We start from the raw sequence: 15,649 nt of genomic DNA, 5'->3' as shown, positions 1-15,649 counted from the left end.
TCATGCTCCTTCAGTCCGCCATAACCGCCGGATCGATCGTGTGCACACGGACCGGCGCAATCCTTCCCCGTATGCCGACGCAGCCAAGCGGTCTTGTCTGAATAAGGTCTCGGGTCTTTCGAAGCGTTTCGTCGCTTAATGCAATTTCCACGCCTTTGTCCTTGGCCACGCCAACGAGCCGGCTCGCGAGATTGACGACGTCGCCGATCGCCGTATAGCTGAGGCGTTCAGTCGAGCCAATATTGCCGACAAGGGCCACGCCGGTGTTGATGCCGATACGCACCCGAATCTCATCATGCTTGGGCGCAATCGGCGCCATGGCATGCATCGCATCGCGAATTGCCGCTGCGGCGCGGCACGCGCGCAATGCGTGATCCGGCACATTGCCGGGGGCATTCCAGATCGCCATCACCGCATCGCCGATGAATTTGTCGACTGTGCCGCCTTCGGCATGAATAGCGGCGATCGACAGGGTCAGAAACCGCGTCAAGCTTGGTTCAACGCCAGCGCCGAACTCTTCCGTGAGTTCCGTAAAGCCTGGCAAATCCGCAAACAACACCGTTATGTCCCTGAGTTCGCCGCCGGGACGAGGCTTAAGACCGCCATCGACAAGGGGACGAACGACCTCGACGGGCATGAAGCGCGCGAACGCGGCAAGGCCGCTCGACATGCGCTTCAGGGCGGAGGAGAAATGATCGAGTTCAGTCAACAGCGCCGGGCGATGTTCCACGGCGTCGAGTTCGAACCTCTCGATCATATGCAACTGCTCGGCAAGGCGCGACAGTGGCCGAGCGAAGAGAATTCTGGCAAACAGGATCGCCGTCACAGCGGCCAGCACAGCAATGCCCCCGATGATGAAGATCAGTCGCTCGGTATTGGCATCGATGTCACGGGCAAAAGTCGCCCGCGGTATGGCGGTGACCAGACGCCAGTCTTCGAACGGCAACTTGCCAGATGACACGAAGATTGGGCCGAGCGCCTTGCTTGCCACCAGCGTCCGGGAACCGTCGGGCTTTTCGGGGCTGGCAGCCATGGCGACTGCCGCGGCCAGGGCGTCGGACGCGGCAAAATCCTTGAGATGAGCAGCGATCATACCGTCTGACGGCTCGGATGTCGCCAGTACCGCATTATCCCGCGTTAGCACAAAGGCCTTGCTGCCTTCCGGCATCTTGAGCCCTCCAAGGATGGCCGACAGCCGATGCAGGCTGACCGCCACCATCACCACACCTTCGAAATGGCCGAACACCTCGACTTTCTTCGAGACGACGATCGCCGGTTCAAAGCCGTTCGGAAGAATATTGACGAGGCTCCAGGCCGGTTCTGCACTGGTCCGGCCACGTCTAAACCATGGCGAGCCCTCCGGAACGTAGACACTCTCGGCCCTCAGCCGATTTTCGAAAAAGATATCGCCAGGGATTGGCTTATAGAGATCGCGGCGTAGCGGACGCGGCTTGCCGAGAGGTGCGTGGCCGATCTCCACCATTTCGATCTCGCCATCCGGCAGCGCGTGCGCCCCAAAGAAGCGGCCGTCCGGGAAGCCGAAACCGATCCAGGCAATCGCCGGCTGTTCACGCAGCAACGACAGGAATAGGAATTCACGCTTCACCTCGTCGTCCGGCCTGATCGCTCCCTGGAAAAAGACCGATCTGACGATCTCCGCGCTGCTCGAAACCAGCGCCAGATTAGAAGAAAGCTCGTTGCGAACCGCAGCGGTGCTCTGAGCATCAAGGCTCGCAACAATCGTTTCAATGTTCCGGCTTGCGGTACGATACCAGACCAGGTGCACGAGCGCCGCCGTTGACAACACTGCAAGCAGCAGCAGTGCAGTGACCGCACGCCCCATCTTTATGCGTGGGAATGTTCTAGCGTTCATGGCGGTCGGTAATCAGACGGGCGGCGCGGTCATACCGGACATAAGCCAGCGCCCAGTCCGCAAACACCACGATGCGATTGCGGAAGCCCACGAGAAACCAGAGATGGGCGATGTTCCAGACCAGCCAGGCGGAAAATCCTGAAAGACGGATGCGGCGAAAGTCGGCGACCGCCGCATTGCGTCCGATGGTTGCCAGATTTCCGAAATCGCGATAGCCGAACAGACCAGCGGTCCGACCATCGAGACCGGCGAGAATGGCGCGGGCCGCGTATTCGCCCATCTGCTTGGCGGCCGGCGCGACTCCGGGAACCGTTCTGCCGTTCTTGTCCGTGAGCGCCGCGGTGTCGCCGATCACGAAGATCTCGTCATTGCCCGGCGGGTTGAGGTTCCGGTCGACATGAACGCGGCCGGCGCGGTCCGCGGGCACGCCGAGCCATTTGGCCGCCCTGGAGGCCATGACACCGGCCGCCCACAGCACGCAGGACGATCGGATTTGCCGGCCGCCGGCAAGCGCTACTCCTTCAGAGTCGCAGCGCGTTACCGCTTCCCCAAGGGACACCTCGACGCCGAGCATCTCCAGGTGTCGCCGGGCTTCTCCCGACAATTTCGCCGGCATGGTCGGCAGAACGATATTGCCGGCTTCGACCAGCACCACGCGAGCCGAGGACGGATCAATGCGCCTGAAGTCACGGACGATGACCTTTCTTGCCAGCTCGGCGATTGCTCCAGCCAGTTCAACGCCTGTCGGGCCGCCGCCAACAACGACGAAGGTGAGAAACCGCCGCCGCTCGGCTTCGTCCTCGGCTGCCTCGGCACGTTCGAAGGCCGACAGGATCCGGGCACGGATTTCGGTCGCATCGGCGATTGTTTTCAACCCGGGCGCGGTCTCCGCCCATTCATCCTTTCCGAAATATGCGTGCCTTGCACCGGTGGCGACGACCAGATAGTCGTAGGCGATGCGACTATTTGTGGTCTGAACGAACCGGTTCTTCTTGTCGATCCCCTCGACACGCTCCATCAGCACAGTGACGTTGGATTGCCGAGAGAGAATGCGGCGGATCGGCATGGCGATCTGGGCTGGCGAAAGCGCGGCCGTCGCGACCTGATAAAGCAGCGGCTGAAAAAGATGATAGTTGCGCCGATCGACGACCGTCACATCCACGTCCGCATGCCGAAGACCCTTGGCGGCGGCAAGGCCGCCAAATCCGGCTCCGAGGATGACGACCCTAGGACGGCGGCCCGCCGCCTGACTTGCCGCTGGATCCATGAGTGGCGAGTCGCCGCTTGTTTCTTCGATGCCGGCGCGCATGGCTCAGCGCCCCCTCGGGAACAGGCGTGCTCCCAGATAGTCGAGTGAAACCGCACCGGCCCCGCGCGTCAGGATCAACAGCAACGGTGCCGTCCAGAGCAAATGGTCCGGCCAGTTCTGCGGGTAGACGAGGAGCTGGATTGTCAAGATGACGCAAAGCAGCAAAAGGGCAGCGGGCCGAGAGAACAGGCCTAGAAAAATCAAGATCGAGCCAGTGACTTCGGCCGTCGTCGCAAGCACGGCGGCCACGCCGGGATCGATGACGGGCAGCTGGTATTCGAGCGTAAACAGCTGAACTGTCGCCGGCCAGGAGGCAAGCTTGCTCTGCGACGACTGCCAGAAGACGTGGGCGACCGCCAGACGGGCAACGAGCTGGACGAGCGACAACGGCAGGCTGTTGAGGCTCTCGATAGCGGCGACATAGAGACCGATAATACCGCCTCTGTGTCGCGTCGAAGAAGGGGACATCATAGTCATGACTTCCATCCTGTTCACTTGGTTGCGGGCTTGATGTGGCGAATGCGAGCGACGAGGCCAAAGGCGAAAAGGCCGCCAAAGGCACCCTCGAGATCGAAGCCGGGAGTGCGGGCAAGCACACGGCTGACCGCAGCCTCCAGGCTGGCGCGCCTTTTCAGGGCATGAAGGAAGGCGAAATGACTGGCATCGAGGCGCAGAAATCGCATGCTATCTTGGCCGCGCCAGAGCGCGATCCGCTCCGGTCGGCGGCCCAGCCTCGCCAATGCTTCGATGTTTCCGCCGGCTTGATGCGCTTCCCATATGTCCAGCGCCGGCCAACGACAAACCAGCAGGCGTAGCGAGGGCTGAAGAACGATCTCGGGTGAGGTGTCGTCTTCACCGTCCGCCAACTGCTCCAAGCGACAGCCGGGCAGCGCCAGCGCGTCCAGCGCCTCGGCAATCATCCATTCCAGCCGCGCCGTTTCGGCAATGAAGGGCATGGCGCGGATGCCATCAAAGTCCGCCAGGAAGCGCGGGAAACTGCCGCCATAGCGAACAAGCTGCGCTTCCTGCGGCGGATTATTCCGGATGAAGGCGCCGGCGACATGACGAAAGTAGTTTTCGCCGAGAAGCTGGACCGTGATCGGAAAAACCGCGATCAAAGTCGCTGTCAGCGAGGCGAAGGTGTTGTTGCGATAGATGTTGAACCGACGCAGCGGGTCGAAAGCACCTTTCGCCAGCACCGGCGCAAGATCGCAGCCATCTTCACGGAGGACGGCTTGGGCGACCCGCGATTGCAGTGCGCAACTAGAGAGCATGGCCCACCCTCCTTGCGCCGGGACGATTGGCGAACACCGACGGCTTGATTGTCGCAAACGCGGCGAGCGCCGGCATTGGGCCCGTTCGGCTGTCGGCCCGCAATGGCAGGATCATCCCCTCGAACCGGGTCGACTGTGGTGTCGGCCGTTCCACCAGCATGCGATCTTCGAAGGCGATCGATTGCGCCAGCATGTCGGCCCACATGGCTTCACCGAGTAGCACGTCGAGAGCGGGCACATCCGTATCCCATTCGATGAGCGTCGGACGCGGTCCAATCTTGCGGATCGCGTAAGCATAGAGCGACCAGACGGCCGGCGGAACGCGCGAACCGTGGTCGTCGATCAGCACGATATCACCTTCGACCTCGTTGATCGCGTGCCCGGCAAGATGGATCTCACCGATGGCGCACGGGGGAAGCTGGTCGATGAAGGCTTTGGAATCGAAGCCGAGATTGCAGGCCGAGACGTGAACATTATTGATATCGAGAAGCAGGCCGCAGCCGGTAAGGCCCACGAGCTCGACCAGGAATTCCGCCTCGGTCATTGTCGACCCCTCGAAGGCGACATAGGCAGAGAGGTTTTCGATATAGACACGCCGCTGGAGGGTGTCCTGCAGCCTCGAGACATTGGCGGTCACGATGGCGAGGGCCTCTGCGTCGTAACGCAGCGGCAGGAGATCATTCAGATAGGCGCCGTCGGCGGCGCTCCAGGCGAGATGCTCGGACACCAGGCTTGGCTGGAAGCGCAGGCAGAGCTTGCGCATGCGCTCCAGATGGTCGCGGTCGAGACCGGAACTGCTCCCGAGTGAAAGGCCGACGCCATGGACGGACAGGGGATAGCTTTCCCGCAGCCGCTCCAGCGCGTCGACGGCCGCCGAGCCACCCATGTAATTCTCCGCATGGACTTCAAGCCAGCCCGCCGAGGGGCGGCGAGACAGCATTTCACCGATATGCTGGGAGCGAAGACCGATGCCCGCGGCGGTTGGCACCGGATTGCTCGGAAATATCTTGGACATCGATTACTCCTTTGGTTGAAGTGGTGGAAAGGTCAGGCCTTGGGTTCGTTGCTTCCGCCGGTGATTTTGGTGCAGGTGCCGGCCGGCACGTAGATCCAGGAATCCTTGGCGTTGTCGGCGGTGGACGTGCCGGCACAGGAGTGGCTGGCCGTCTGGCAGTCGTTCAGGCCAGCCTTGACGACGCCGAAGCACTTTTCGAACGAGAAATCCGGCTTGGCAGCCGGGCCGGCAAAGGCGCTGCCGGCAGCCACGGAGGCTGCGGCGGCGAGGGCCGAACTGATGAGAAGACGAGTGGTATTCATGAGAAATCTCCTGGGTTGCGTGAGGTCAAACCGCCATCGGCTTGCCTGTCTTCACATTCCCAGAAGTCAGCCGTCATCTGAAATGCTGTCTCTGCATGATTTCGATACGCCGTCTCTATGTGTCGATGGGCAATCTCTTTCAGACAAAAAAAGCCCCCGCCGGAGTGGTGGACGGGGGCTTAAGTTTCGGCCGGCGGGAGGCGGACTGCCGAAATGGCTGAGGATCAAAGATAACGTTCGCGGACGTCTACGGTCGATCGTTTGCCGATTTCCTGGTAATTGGCCTGCAGCCAGAGGTTGGCGCATTGGCGGCCGCGATCCCTCAGGTCCATGAGCGCCCCCCAGTCGGCGTTCATCTTGCTCGCTACGCTGAGGTTTTTCATCGCTTCGTCGTCTGAGATACCGTGCACGAAAATGCGCTTGAGATTGGAAGGCGGCGTCGCTGCCGTGTCGATCAGCTGTGTGACGAAGGCCACCGCCCGCATCTCCCTCAGCAGCGACGAATTGAAACTGATCTCATTGATGCGGTTGAGAATTTCTCCAGCCGTGCGCGGCAGTTCCGTTCGTTCTATCGGATTTATGTGAACCACGAGCACATCGGGCGTGTCGCAGCCATAAATCAGCGGGAAGATTGCGGGGTTGCCCATATAGCCACCGTCCCAATAGGCTTCCCCTCCGATTTCCACGGCTTGGAACAGGAAGGGCAGGCAGGCAGACGCCATGATGGCATCGACCGAGAGCTCGTCGTTGCCGAACACCTTCACCTTGCCAGTCCGCACGTTGGTGGCGCAGATGTTGAGCTTGACAGGGCAGCGTGCCATCCGGATTGCCTCCAGGTCGATCGATTGTTCCAGCACCTGGCGCAGGGGATTGAAATTGAAGGGGTTGAACTGGTACGGCGACATCAGCCGTGTCACCAGGTCGAACATGATGAACGCCGGCGAGAATTCCAGCGATTTCGAGCCTGTAAGGCGGTCGAGCAAGGTTGGCTGCAAAGGTCCGGATGCAGCTGCGTGGCTGACACGGCGCCAGAAATTGGCCAGCGCCGTCTGTGCTCCGCTCCGCCCGCCCTCAGCCAGGCCATAGGCTGCGACCGCAGCATTCATCGCGCCTGCGCTGGTTGCCACAATGCCTTCGAATGACAGGCTTGGCTCGTCCAGCAACCGATCGAGCACTCCCCACGTAAAGGCGCCGTGCGCCCCGCCGCCCTGCAGCGCAAGATTGATCGTCCGCGGCTCGCGCTCGGCGAGCGAAGAGTCGGGCTGCATTTTGAGCTTTGCACCCACATGTTTGTTCACGATCGCAACCTCCGTGTCTCAAATAAAGATTCAGTGCGCAGTCCATCCGCCGTCGACAGGGATCGCCGTGCCTGTGATCGATCCAGCAAGATCGCTGCAGAGAAAGACGGCAAGCGCGCCCATTTCCTCGACGGTGGCAAAGCGCCTCGTCGGCTGGTCCTTCAGGAAGACGTCTCGGATCACCGCGTCGCGTGGGATGTTATGCGACTTCGCCTGATCCTCGATCTGGTGTTCGACAAGCGGCGTCCAGACGTAGCCGGGGCAGATCGCGTTGGATGTCACCCCGAATTCGGCGCCTTCGAGCGCGATCGTCTTGGTGAACCCGACAATGCCGTGTTTGGCCGCCACATAGGCGGATTTGAAGGGGGACGCGACCAATCCATGGGCGGAGGCGACATTGACGATCCGGCCATAGCGGTTGGCGCACATGCTGTCGAACGTCGCCTGAACGAGATGGAAGGCTGAGGAAAGATTGATAGCAAGTATGGCGTCCCACTTTGCAGGCGGAAACTTTCCGAGTGGCGAAACATGCTGGATACCGGCATTGTTGACGACGATGTCCACCTGTCCGAAACGCGCGAACGCCCTCTCGACCATCATATGGATCGCTTCCGGCCTCGACATGTCGGCGGCGTCGTAGGCAACGTCGACATCGTTATCCGTGGCAATGCCGTCGCGCAGCATCTCGATCTCGGCAGGGTCGCCGAAGCCGTTCAACATCACGGCGGCCCCTGCCCTTGCAAGCGCATGTGCAATGCCAAGGCCGATGCCGCTGGTCGAACCAGTGACAATGGCGCTACGCCCTTCCAAGGGCCTGCGGCCGACGAGAGTATCAGTTACGGGATCAAAGGCGTTCAGCATATGTGCTCTCCACTACGATCGACTACGCCGTCTGGCGTCTTGCAATCAGAATGGCCGACGGGGCTTCGCTTTAGAAATGCCAGTCTGGTATGGAATTGATAAATCCATGGCATTGGTGGAGAATGCCGCCCGCGGAGAATATTGAGGGTATTGCAAATAGAATTCATGCCGGGGGGCGGCGATGGATATCCACCATATAAGGTATTTCCTGGCGGTGTGTGAAACTCGAAACTTCACGCGCGCGGCCGAAAAGTGCAATGTTACTCAGCCAGCGCTCAGTCGCGCCATCCAGCAGCTGGAGGATGAGGTGGGCGGCCTGATGTTCCGCCGGGAGCGCAATCTCACCCACATAACAGATCTCGGCAACCTTCTTCGCCCGCGATTCCAGCAGATCCAGGACGAGTTGATGGGCGTGCGTACGGAGGCGTCGCGATTTCTCTGTCTTAGTGAAGCACCGCTCAAGGTCGGCATTATGTGCACGATCGGACCGCGCCGGTTTACTGGCCTGCTCACCGACTTCAACATGCGCCACAAGGGAATCCAGCTGCAACTGATCGAGGGCGTGCCCGCCCGATTGTCCGATCTGCTGGAGACTGGCGAAATCGATGTGGCTTTGATGTCGACGGCAACAAGCTTTCCGGAACGCTTCGACGTGACCTCGCTCTTTCGCGAGAGGTTCATGCTCGCTTTCCCCGCCGGCCACCGCCTCGGTCAATACGATGCCATTCCCATCGCGGCGATCGACGGTGAGATCTACCTGCGGCGTGTCAACTGCGAATACTGGGATTACCTCACGGATCTCTGCGATGCACAAGGCGTGAAGACCCTCGTCTCCTATTCCAGCGAGCGCGAGGACTGGATTCAGAACCTGGTCGCCGGTGGCCTTGGTATCTGTTTCATTCCCGAATACAGCGCCGTTATCCCAGGATTGCAGGTGCGACCTGTCGCGGACCCGGAAGTCTCGCGCGAGGTCTGCCTTGTGACGGTGGCGGGCCGACGCTTCTCCCCGGCGGTTTCAGTCTTTGTCGGCGCCGTGAAATCATACGGCTGGGCGAAAGCGTCGGGCCGTTCGCATTAAGGGCAGTATCGTAACAATCACGGGAGCACAGCCTGGCAAGCTGCCGGGCATTCGGTGTTTCCCCTGCGGCTGACAATAGCTTGCGGCTATCGAAATCAAAAGCATCTGGCATTTCTCTTTCGATCGGCGCTCCGCCAGTCTTCGAACATGCTCGGCACCGTCCTCGCCGGGCTCCAACAAGGAGAAACCGCTGATGAAGCCCGTATTGAAAACCGACCGCATGTCCCTCGCCGCTCTCGCATTTGCTGCAGTGGTCCTGGGCGCCGCCCTGCCCGCCGCGTCCGCCATGGCGGGCGAATGCCCGGCTGATCAGGTCACTGAAGATGGCATGAAGCCTGGCCCGATGATGCCGAAGGGCGTCTCCGACAGCGTCGTCAAATCACTCGATCTCTCGTCCAAGGGCGACGCCTGGAAAGGCAGCATGCTGCGCATGCGCAAGCTCGTCGTGCAGCCGGGAGGCATCGTTCCCTGGCATTCGCACGAGATGCGCCCGGCCAATATCCTGATCATCTCCGGCTCGATTACGGAATACAGCAGCACCTGCAAGGTGCCGATCCTGCACAAGAAGGGCGAGGTGACGGCCGAGTTTGGACATCTCTCCCATTGGTGGAAGAACAATGGCAAGGCTTCGGCCGTGCTCTATTCCTCCGACATACTGAGCCCGGAAATGCACACCGATGACGCGGCGATGTAACGGTTGCCCTTTGATCTGAAGCAGCCCCATCGCTCGCCGGCGTTTCCCTCGCACTGGCAGGGAAACGCCGCATCCCGGAGGAACAAGCATGACCGACATCGAACAGCCGCTCACGGCATCCGTTCAAGAGCGCCGGACCATTCACGCCGACAGTTGGCGCTTTGGACTGATCGCACTCATCGCCTTTTTGACCTTGGTCGACCTCTTTGCGGCGCAAGCCGTATTGCCTTCTCTGGTCGAGAGGTTTCAGGTCAGCCGCGCCACGATGGGTTTCGCCGTCAATGCCAGCACCCTCGGTATGGCGCTCGCCGGTCTGCTCGTCGCCTTCGTCGGCAGCGGCCTGGACCGGCGCAACGGCATCTGGATCAGCCTCGCGATCCTGTCCGTGCCAACGACGCTTCTGGCATTTACCGACAACATCATCGTCTTTGCCGCGCTGCGAGTACTTCAGGGGCTTTGCATGTCGACGGCCTTCACGCTGACGGCCGCCTATCTGTCGGAGCATTTCTCCGCCGGAAAGGCCTCCACGGCCCTAGCCGCCTATGTCACCGGCAATGTTGCCAGCAACCTCTTCGGCCGCATGCTGTCCGCTGCCGTCGCAGGCATTGGCGGCCTCTCGATAAATTTTCTGGTGTTTGCCGCCCTCAACCTCCTCGGCGCCGCCCTGGTTTGGTTCACGCTCAAAAGGACGGCCAGGATGATGCGGAGCGATGATCGCGGGAACCTCACCATGCGCATCTGGGGCGGACATCTTGCCGATCCAAAGCTGCGACGCGTCTTCGCTATCGGCTTCCTCATCCTCTTCGTGTTCATCGGCACCTACACCTATGTCAACTTTCGGATTGTCACGCTCGGGGTACGCCCGATGGCGCTCGGCCTTGTCTATCTCGTCTTCCTTCCGTCGATCTTCACCACGCCTTTCGCCGGCAGGCTCGCAAGCGCTGTGGGGCCGGCAACCGGAATCGTGCTGACGCTTGCGATTGCCATCGTCGGACTCGTCGCGCTTCTCAGTGCGTATTTGCCGGTCATCCTGATCGGTTTGACACTGGTGGCAGTCGGCACCTTCCTCGCACAGGCAATGGCAACCGGCGTCGTCGGTCAACATGCCAGGAGCGACAAGGCTGGAGCGAGCGGCATCTACCTCGCATCCTACTATACCGGAGGCATGGCCGGCAGTGTGGTTCTCGGTCAGGTCTACGATCACGTCGGCTGGAACGCATCCGTCTACGTGCTTATCGCAGCTCTGGCGGTAGCAATGCTGCTCGCGGGTTCGCTAAGCGCCCCGCACCGATAGATCCCAACTTTCCGTGGTAGCCGGAATAGGGGTCGCCCCTTCCATGCGGAAGCCGGCGACGAGTTTGAATACAGACACAACCGAAAGGAGTAAATGACATGCAAAGAATGATCAGACTATTGTTCATGGCCGCGCTTTCATTGGCAGGAATTCTGTCGGCATCAGCCACTATCGTCCAGGCAGGTGCCCGGGACGGTGTCGTTGTTCTGAAGAGTCGCTATTCGGTCGACGAGACTGTCACAAAGATCAAAGGCAGCGTCGCAGAGAAGGGCATAATGCTGTTCGATGATATCGATCAAGCAAGGCTCGGCAACGCGGCTGGCAACAAGGTCCGTCCATCGCGGCTGATCCTGTTCGGCAATCCGGCGCTCGGAACGACGTTCATCACCGCCAATCCAGTGGCCGGGCTCGATTGGCCCGTCAGAGTTCTCGTTTACGAAGCGAAGGATGGAACGGTCCGTGTCGCCTACACCGATTTTAACTGGATCGCGCGACGCCATGGCATCACCAGCCGCGAGAAGGAGTTCAAGATGGCGTCCGAGGTCATCAAAGCGGTGACGGATCCGGTCCATCAATGAGGTCACGGCGATGCGGTGATGAATGGGGAGGGAGCGACTTCCTCCTCATTGCGGATGTTGCAGAGAGGTTACCATCCGAGGCTGCCCTGACCTTGATGGTTGGTTGAGAACCTTCCAGGCGCGATGCTGACTTTGGTCCAGATTCTACTGGTTCTGATGACCGTTGCTCGCCACGGACTTCGCAATGCCCACGGTCCGCTGGTGGCCCCAGACCTGCTGATCATCGTATACAACGGGAAGCTCTGCGCGTTCGCTGATTGGTATAAGGCTGCCAACCATCTCGTGGGACGAGTTGTTCAGCAACTTACTGAAGTGCGACTTGGGACGCTGCTGACATCAATTCTTCGGGACTCGGCGCCCGGCATAGATTTTGGCCCCCCTCTTCGGCTTCTGTGAAACTCCAGCGCACAGTGCCGTCCCGATCGAGCAGGAACTCGCCGATAAGCGGCATGTGACCGGCGATGATAATCTGCTGGTCGGCCGCCGTCATTTCATACGGGTCCTTTTTCTCCAGAAAGTCGCCCGCCGCAGCCGGGTTCATCGGCACGGGCAACTCCCGCGGTAAATCGATCCGCATTGTCCTGACCGCGTCCATTCCGAGCTTGTGCGGCCATTCGGTTTCATTCTCCGTGAGCTCGAGGATGGGTAAACCGAAGGCGCGATGCGAAGCCCCCTCCGGGTCGGATGCGCTGATAAGGTTGGGTAGTGGATGGTAACGAAAGTAGAGCCGCGCCCGTTCGACGGGCGTCTTGACGACAGCGAGACACTCGATGCCTTTCTCCTTCAGGGCAGGGTTGAGCTGCGCCATCGCCGAGACATGACGCCGACAGAATGGACAGTGTAGGCCTCGAAATAGACCGATCAGTAGCGGGCTACGGCCTCGAAAGTCATCGAGCGCGATCTTGCCTTCGCGCGAGATCGCATCGAGTACAACATTCGGTGCCCGGTCGCCCGGCTGCAGCGGGCGGTCGACACTATCCGTGGACATGAACAACCTCCTCCCGATCGATCAAAAAGGCAGCACACCCAGCGCTTCGGGGGGCGAGCCCTGCTGGGCGCAAACTCCCTTCGCCGGGGCAAAGTAGCGTTCGGCCTCTGCCATATTCCAGACGTCGAACTTGAGCTTTGCAGGCCCATCATAGCATGGAAAAGACATCCGCGGGCGAACATTCAGGCTGGTCAGCAATCCGCGGCGTGCTATGTCCTCCGAGAGATTTTGGATCGAGCCGCCTGCCTTCATCCGACGCACGTTCTGATCGTCCAAGACAAGTTTATCGAAAGCGATATCACATCCAACACTGAGCGTGATCTTCTCAACGCCCGTGCCATGTCGTTTCTCCTTAACGAGCCGGCCGGAGCTCTCTCCAGCCTCCGAGCCCTTCGAAAAACTCCCTTTCTAAGTAGGCGACCATCAGCCGCAAGGATAACGCAATCTTGATCGATGATGACAGTTTCCTGATCGCAGCATCGACCTATCTGCTTTGGCAACCACACTGAAGACGCTGCCTGTTGGCGGCGAAGGGAGGGTTGAGGGATGCTCCGGATGTGGAAATTGCCGGCAGCGATGGCAGCGCTCATCGCCGTTGCCATGTCGGCGTCGTCCTGCACGACGACCTCTACCGACCCGGCGCAGACCGGATCGGTTGGATACTCCAGCGCTGACTTCGCACTCAGGCCGGCTTGTCGCGACGGTTTCGGCAACGATCGTCCTTGCAGCTATTAACGTATAGAAGACGCAGCGAGGATGATCGGCACGCCGTTGCGGTTCTCGAAAGCCGGAGCACTTCGTTGGAAAATCGTTACGAACACCGATAAGCGTGATACACACCGTCGAAGTGCTCTCAAGAAAGACGGTCATGCGGTATCTTCGGTCGGGGCCGCGTCGGCTTCACACTCAAGAGTTGGGCGCGCCCCGCGCCAAAACGGTGGGCTTGAGATCGGGTGAGATCGCCGACCGGAATATCCGCGTCATCCTAGAAGCAATCCGCCGGCACGGGCCACTGACGCGCACCGAGCTTGGGCGGCATAGCGGGCTGACCGGGCCTGGCATCACCAATATATTGCGGCGGCTTGCCGACGAGAAGCTCGTGACATCGAACCGGCGCACCGGGCTCGGCGGCGTGGCGACGGCCACGGAATTCGCGCTGCGGCCGGAGGGCGCGTTTTCGATCGGCGTCAAGCTTCGACGGACGCGCGGCGAGATCGTGCTGATCGATTTGAGCGGCCAAGTGCATGACCGGGTCTATTTCGACGTGGAGCCGGAAGACGGGGTTGGCGCGGTACACGCGGCGGTCCGGGACATGGCCGATCGGCATGCGACATTGCCGATCGTCGGGCTCGGGATCGCCGCCAACGATTGGAACGATGCCCGCAGCGAGCAGCTTGCCGCGATGTCGACGATCGCACGCACCTACGTCGAAAACGAATGCACGGCGAGCCTGCTTGCCGAGCGCACGATCGGCAGCGCCATGCCGGAGGGCGGGCTCGCGATGATCATCATCGACGATGACGTTCAGGCGGGTTTCCTCATCCGAGGCATACCCTATTCCGGCGTGCATGGGCGGGCGGGCAGCATCGGCGAAATGCTGACCGGGCCCGACAATGTCCAGCTCAATACCGTCGTCGGTTTCGATTCCCTGCGCTCGCGCATCGGAGACGAGGACTTCGCGCGCCTGCTCAGGGGCGAGGAGTTCTCCTCGTCGTCGCTGTCGCAATGGATACGCGAGGCCGCCGGCCATCTGCTCGACCCGATCATCGCCATGGCCGGCTTCATCGCCCCGAGCGTCGTCATGATCGGCGGCGACCTACCGCAGGGGGTGATCGAGGCGCTGATCCATCAGCTTTCCGTCGAGCGGCGCGACACCTCGACCAGGCCGCTGCTGACGCCATGGATTTCGCCGATGCGGCCGGCAAGCTTCAGCGGTGGCGGCGTGGCACTCGGTGCAGCCCTCCTGCCCTTCCTCAACACGCTTCTGCTGCCGCCAGCTTCGGCCTAAGCCGACCGTGCAACATAATTCGGCGGGCTCAGCCGAGCGCCTCATCGGTATGGCTGAGATCGGAGGCGAGCGCCGTGTCGAGCACCTTCTGGATGTTGGCGGCGCGCCGGAAGGAGGGTTCCTGGGTCTTGCCCGCCCGCACGGCCTGGACGAAACGTTGGTAGTTCGTCTCCACAGGATCGAAAGGCACATCGCGCCACGTCGCGGTATGCACATCTTCGCCAAGGCAGGCGCGCAGCGTCGATTTACCGGTGTCGTAGATCATCTCGACCGAGCCGGTTTCACCATAGACCCTAAGGCGCAGCTGATCCATCTGGCCGGCTGCCGTGCGTGTCGCCTGGATCGTGCCGATCGCGCCATTGGTGAAATCGACATTCATCGTGAAGCTGTCATTGGCGTCGAGATCGTATTCGCCGATCCTGTGATCCGGCGCCTTGTCGAAAGTCTTCAGCCGCGCAAAGACGTGGGCGACGTCGAGGCCGGAGCCATAAGAGGCGAAATCGACGATGTGAATGCCGATATCGCCAAGCGCGCCGTTCGAGCCGTGTTTCTTGCTCAGCCGCCAGAGCCATTTGCTTTCGCTCTTCCAATCGCCCCAGTGGCGGCCGACCAGCCAGCTTTGCAGATGCGACGCCTCGACATGGCGCACGGCGCCGATCTCGCCGGCAAGCACCATCTGCCGGCCCTTCTGCAGCGCCGGCGAATTGCGATAAGTGAGGTTGACCATGCCGACCTTGCCGGCCCGCTCGATCGCCTCGGTCATTTCCATCGCCTTGACGGCATCGGTGGCGAGCGGCTTTTCGCAGAAGACATGTTTGCCGGCGGCGATCGCCTGAAGCGTCGTCGGGTGGTGGATACGATCGGGCGTGACGTTCGCCACCGCATCGAACTCGCCCCACGCGAGCGCATCCTTCAGCGAGATGAAATGATTGGCGATGCCATGTTCGGTGCAAAAGGCCGCGAGCCGCTCCGGGACGACATCGACGCCGCCAACGACGCTGACGCCTTCGATCGCCTTGAAACGCGCGGCGTGCTGGTTGGCCATGCCGCCGGTTCCGAGAATGAGTAAACGCATCT

At 60.9% G+C, this 15,649-nt stretch carries 17 protein-coding genes; 6 read left to right on the top strand and 11 right to left on the bottom strand.

Features of this window, described 5'->3' with window-relative positions; translation table 11 throughout:
• Nucleotides 1–10 precede the first annotated feature (10 nt).
• The 8 genes from HJB91_RS15665 to HJB91_RS15630 all read right to left on the bottom strand — a co-directional run bounded on the left by HJB91_RS15665 (nucleotide 11) and on the right by HJB91_RS15630 (nucleotide 7,932).
• Complete coding sequence (locus HJB91_RS15665; RefSeq protein WP_221155274.1) at nucleotides 11–1,873, bottom strand: adenylate/guanylate cyclase domain-containing protein; 1,863 nt, start codon at nucleotides 1,871–1,873, stop codon at nucleotides 11–13.
• Nucleotides 1,863–3,140 (bottom strand): NAD(P)/FAD-dependent oxidoreductase, encoded by a 1,278-nt coding sequence (locus HJB91_RS15660; RefSeq protein ID WP_210632188.1) that lies wholly within the window; start codon nucleotides 3,138–3,140, stop codon nucleotides 1,863–1,865. The genes HJB91_RS15665 and HJB91_RS15660 overlap by 11 nt, the downstream gene beginning before the upstream one ends.
• A 45-nt stretch (nucleotides 3,141–3,185) precedes the next feature.
• Complete coding sequence (locus HJB91_RS15655) at nucleotides 3,186–3,659, bottom strand: DoxX family protein (RefSeq protein ID WP_221123546.1); 474 nt, start codon at nucleotides 3,657–3,659, stop codon at nucleotides 3,186–3,188.
• 14 nt (nucleotides 3,660–3,673) lie between these two features.
• On the bottom strand, nucleotides 3,674–4,456 hold the full coding sequence (locus tag HJB91_RS15650; protein ID WP_221123946.1) for a putative DNA-binding domain-containing protein: 783 nt from the start codon (nucleotides 4,454–4,456) through the stop codon (nucleotides 3,674–3,676).
• A complete protein-coding gene (locus tag HJB91_RS15645; protein ID WP_210632102.1) occupies nucleotides 4,446–5,471 on the bottom strand; it encodes a DUF692 family multinuclear iron-containing protein in 1,026 nt (341 codons plus the stop codon). Before HJB91_RS15645 ends, HJB91_RS15650 begins: the two co-directional genes overlap by 11 nt.
• 32 nt (nucleotides 5,472–5,503) lie before the next feature.
• Nucleotides 5,504–5,773, bottom strand: a complete 270-nt coding sequence (locus tag HJB91_RS15640) for a DUF2282 domain-containing protein (protein ID WP_210632101.1) — start codon at nucleotides 5,771–5,773, stop codon at nucleotides 5,504–5,506.
• 224 nt (nucleotides 5,774–5,997) lie between these two features.
• On the bottom strand, nucleotides 5,998–7,071 hold the full coding sequence (locus HJB91_RS15635; protein ID WP_247241777.1) for a patatin-like phospholipase family protein: 1,074 nt from the start codon (nucleotides 7,069–7,071) through the stop codon (nucleotides 5,998–6,000).
• A gap of 30 nt (nucleotides 7,072–7,101) precedes the next feature.
• Nucleotides 7,102–7,932, bottom strand: coding sequence for a 3-hydroxybutyrate dehydrogenase (locus tag HJB91_RS15630; protein ID WP_221155272.1), 831 nt, complete (start codon nucleotides 7,930–7,932; stop codon nucleotides 7,102–7,104).
• Nucleotides 7,933–8,113: 181 nt separating this feature from the next.
• On the opposite strand from HJB91_RS15630, the gene HJB91_RS15625 reads away from it, so the two are divergent.
• The 4 genes from HJB91_RS15625 to HJB91_RS15610 all read left to right on the top strand — a co-directional run bounded on the left by HJB91_RS15625 (nucleotide 8,114) and on the right by HJB91_RS15610 (nucleotide 11,576).
• Nucleotides 8,114–9,010: a LysR family transcriptional regulator gene (locus HJB91_RS15625; RefSeq protein ID WP_210632099.1), complete on the top strand. Its 897-nt coding sequence runs from the start codon at nucleotides 8,114–8,116 to the stop codon at nucleotides 9,008–9,010.
• Between the two features lie 193 nt (nucleotides 9,011–9,203).
• On the top strand, nucleotides 9,204–9,704 hold the full coding sequence (locus HJB91_RS15620; protein ID WP_221155270.1) for a cupin domain-containing protein: 501 nt from the start codon (nucleotides 9,204–9,206) through the stop codon (nucleotides 9,702–9,704).
• 88 nt (nucleotides 9,705–9,792) lie between these two features.
• The gene (locus HJB91_RS15615; protein WP_221155268.1) at nucleotides 9,793–10,998 is read left to right on the top strand and encodes an MFS transporter; all 1,206 of its coding nucleotides are present in this window, start codon (nucleotides 9,793–9,795) and stop codon (nucleotides 10,996–10,998) included.
• 98 nt (nucleotides 10,999–11,096) lie between these two features.
• A complete protein-coding gene (locus HJB91_RS15610; protein WP_183705088.1) occupies nucleotides 11,097–11,576 on the top strand; it encodes a DUF302 domain-containing protein in 480 nt (159 codons plus the stop codon).
• A 304-nt stretch (nucleotides 11,577–11,880) separates the two neighbouring features.
• Here HJB91_RS15610 and HJB91_RS15605 read toward each other — a convergent pair whose 3' ends face one another.
• Both HJB91_RS15605 and HJB91_RS15600 read right to left on the bottom strand, forming a co-directional pair.
• On the bottom strand, nucleotides 11,881–12,564 hold the full coding sequence (locus tag HJB91_RS15605) for a peroxiredoxin-like family protein (protein WP_183705030.1): 684 nt from the start codon (nucleotides 12,562–12,564) through the stop codon (nucleotides 11,881–11,883).
• A 21-nt stretch (nucleotides 12,565–12,585) separates the two neighbouring features.
• On the bottom strand, nucleotides 12,586–12,840 hold the full coding sequence (locus HJB91_RS15600) for a hypothetical protein (protein WP_221155266.1): 255 nt from the start codon (nucleotides 12,838–12,840) through the stop codon (nucleotides 12,586–12,588).
• A gap of 270 nt (nucleotides 12,841–13,110) precedes the next feature.
• Between HJB91_RS15600 and HJB91_RS30740 the strand changes: the two genes are divergently transcribed.
• A complete protein-coding gene (locus HJB91_RS30740) occupies nucleotides 13,111–13,299 on the top strand; it encodes a hypothetical protein (protein WP_097601245.1) in 189 nt (62 codons plus the stop codon).
• A 133-nt stretch (nucleotides 13,300–13,432) separates the two neighbouring features.
• The gene (locus HJB91_RS15595) at nucleotides 13,433–14,572 is read left to right on the top strand and encodes an ROK family transcriptional regulator (RefSeq protein ID WP_210632096.1); all 1,140 of its coding nucleotides are present in this window, start codon (nucleotides 13,433–13,435) and stop codon (nucleotides 14,570–14,572) included.
• 28 nt (nucleotides 14,573–14,600) lie between these two features.
• On the opposite strand, the gene HJB91_RS15590 is transcribed toward HJB91_RS15595, so the two are convergent.
• Nucleotides 14,601–15,647, bottom strand: coding sequence for a Gfo/Idh/MocA family protein (locus HJB91_RS15590; protein ID WP_221155265.1), 1,047 nt, complete (start codon nucleotides 15,645–15,647; stop codon nucleotides 14,601–14,603).
• Between the last annotated feature and the right edge of the window lie 2 nt (nucleotides 15,648–15,649).

It is taken from the genome of Rhizobium sp. NLR10b (genome assembly GCF_019685435.1).
Classification (GTDB): domain Bacteria; phylum Pseudomonadota; class Alphaproteobacteria; order Rhizobiales; family Rhizobiaceae; genus Rhizobium.
Note: the sequence above shows the minus strand (reverse complement) of the source record. Positions and strands in the feature narration are given on the sequence as shown.

Bases quoted from the DNA above. Each gene is read 5' to 3' on its own strand.
- HJB91_RS15665 (WP_221155274.1), bottom strand. From the start codon at position 1,873: ATGAACGCTAGAACATTCCCACGCATAAAGATGGGGCGTGCGGTCACT.
- HJB91_RS15660 (WP_210632188.1), bottom strand. From the start codon at position 3,140: ATGGATCCAGCGGCAAGTCAGGCGGCGGGCCGCCGTCCTAGGGTCGTC.
- HJB91_RS15655 (WP_221123546.1), bottom strand. From the start codon at position 3,659: ATGACTATGATGTCCCCTTCTTCGACGCGACACAGAGGCGGTATTATC.
- HJB91_RS15650 (WP_221123946.1), bottom strand. From the start codon at position 4,456: ATGCTCTCTAGTTGCGCACTGCAATCGCGGGTCGCCCAAGCCGTCCTC.
- HJB91_RS15645 (WP_210632102.1), bottom strand. From the start codon at position 5,471: ATGTCCAAGATATTTCCGAGCAATCCGGTGCCAACCGCCGCGGGCATC.
- HJB91_RS15640 (WP_210632101.1), bottom strand. From the start codon at position 5,773: ATGAATACCACTCGTCTTCTCATCAGTTCGGCCCTCGCCGCCGCAGCC.
- HJB91_RS15630 (WP_221155272.1), bottom strand. From the start codon at position 7,932: ATGCTGAACGCCTTTGATCCCGTAACTGATACTCTCGTCGGCCGCAGG.
- HJB91_RS15625 (WP_210632099.1), top strand. From the start codon at position 8,114: ATGGATATCCACCATATAAGGTATTTCCTGGCGGTGTGTGAAACTCGA.
- HJB91_RS15620 (WP_221155270.1), top strand. From the start codon at position 9,204: ATGAAGCCCGTATTGAAAACCGACCGCATGTCCCTCGCCGCTCTCGCA.
- HJB91_RS15615 (WP_221155268.1), top strand. From the start codon at position 9,793: ATGACCGACATCGAACAGCCGCTCACGGCATCCGTTCAAGAGCGCCGG.
- HJB91_RS15610 (WP_183705088.1), top strand. From the start codon at position 11,097: ATGCAAAGAATGATCAGACTATTGTTCATGGCCGCGCTTTCATTGGCA.
- HJB91_RS15605 (WP_183705030.1), bottom strand. From the start codon at position 12,564: ATGTCCACGGATAGTGTCGACCGCCCGCTGCAGCCGGGCGACCGGGCA.
- HJB91_RS30740 (WP_097601245.1), top strand. From the start codon at position 13,111: ATGCTCCGGATGTGGAAATTGCCGGCAGCGATGGCAGCGCTCATCGCC.
- HJB91_RS15595 (WP_210632096.1), top strand. From the start codon at position 13,433: ATGCGGTATCTTCGGTCGGGGCCGCGTCGGCTTCACACTCAAGAGTTG.
- HJB91_RS15590 (WP_221155265.1), bottom strand. From the start codon at position 15,647: ATGCGTTTACTCATTCTCGGAACCGGCGGCATGGCCAACCAGCACGCC.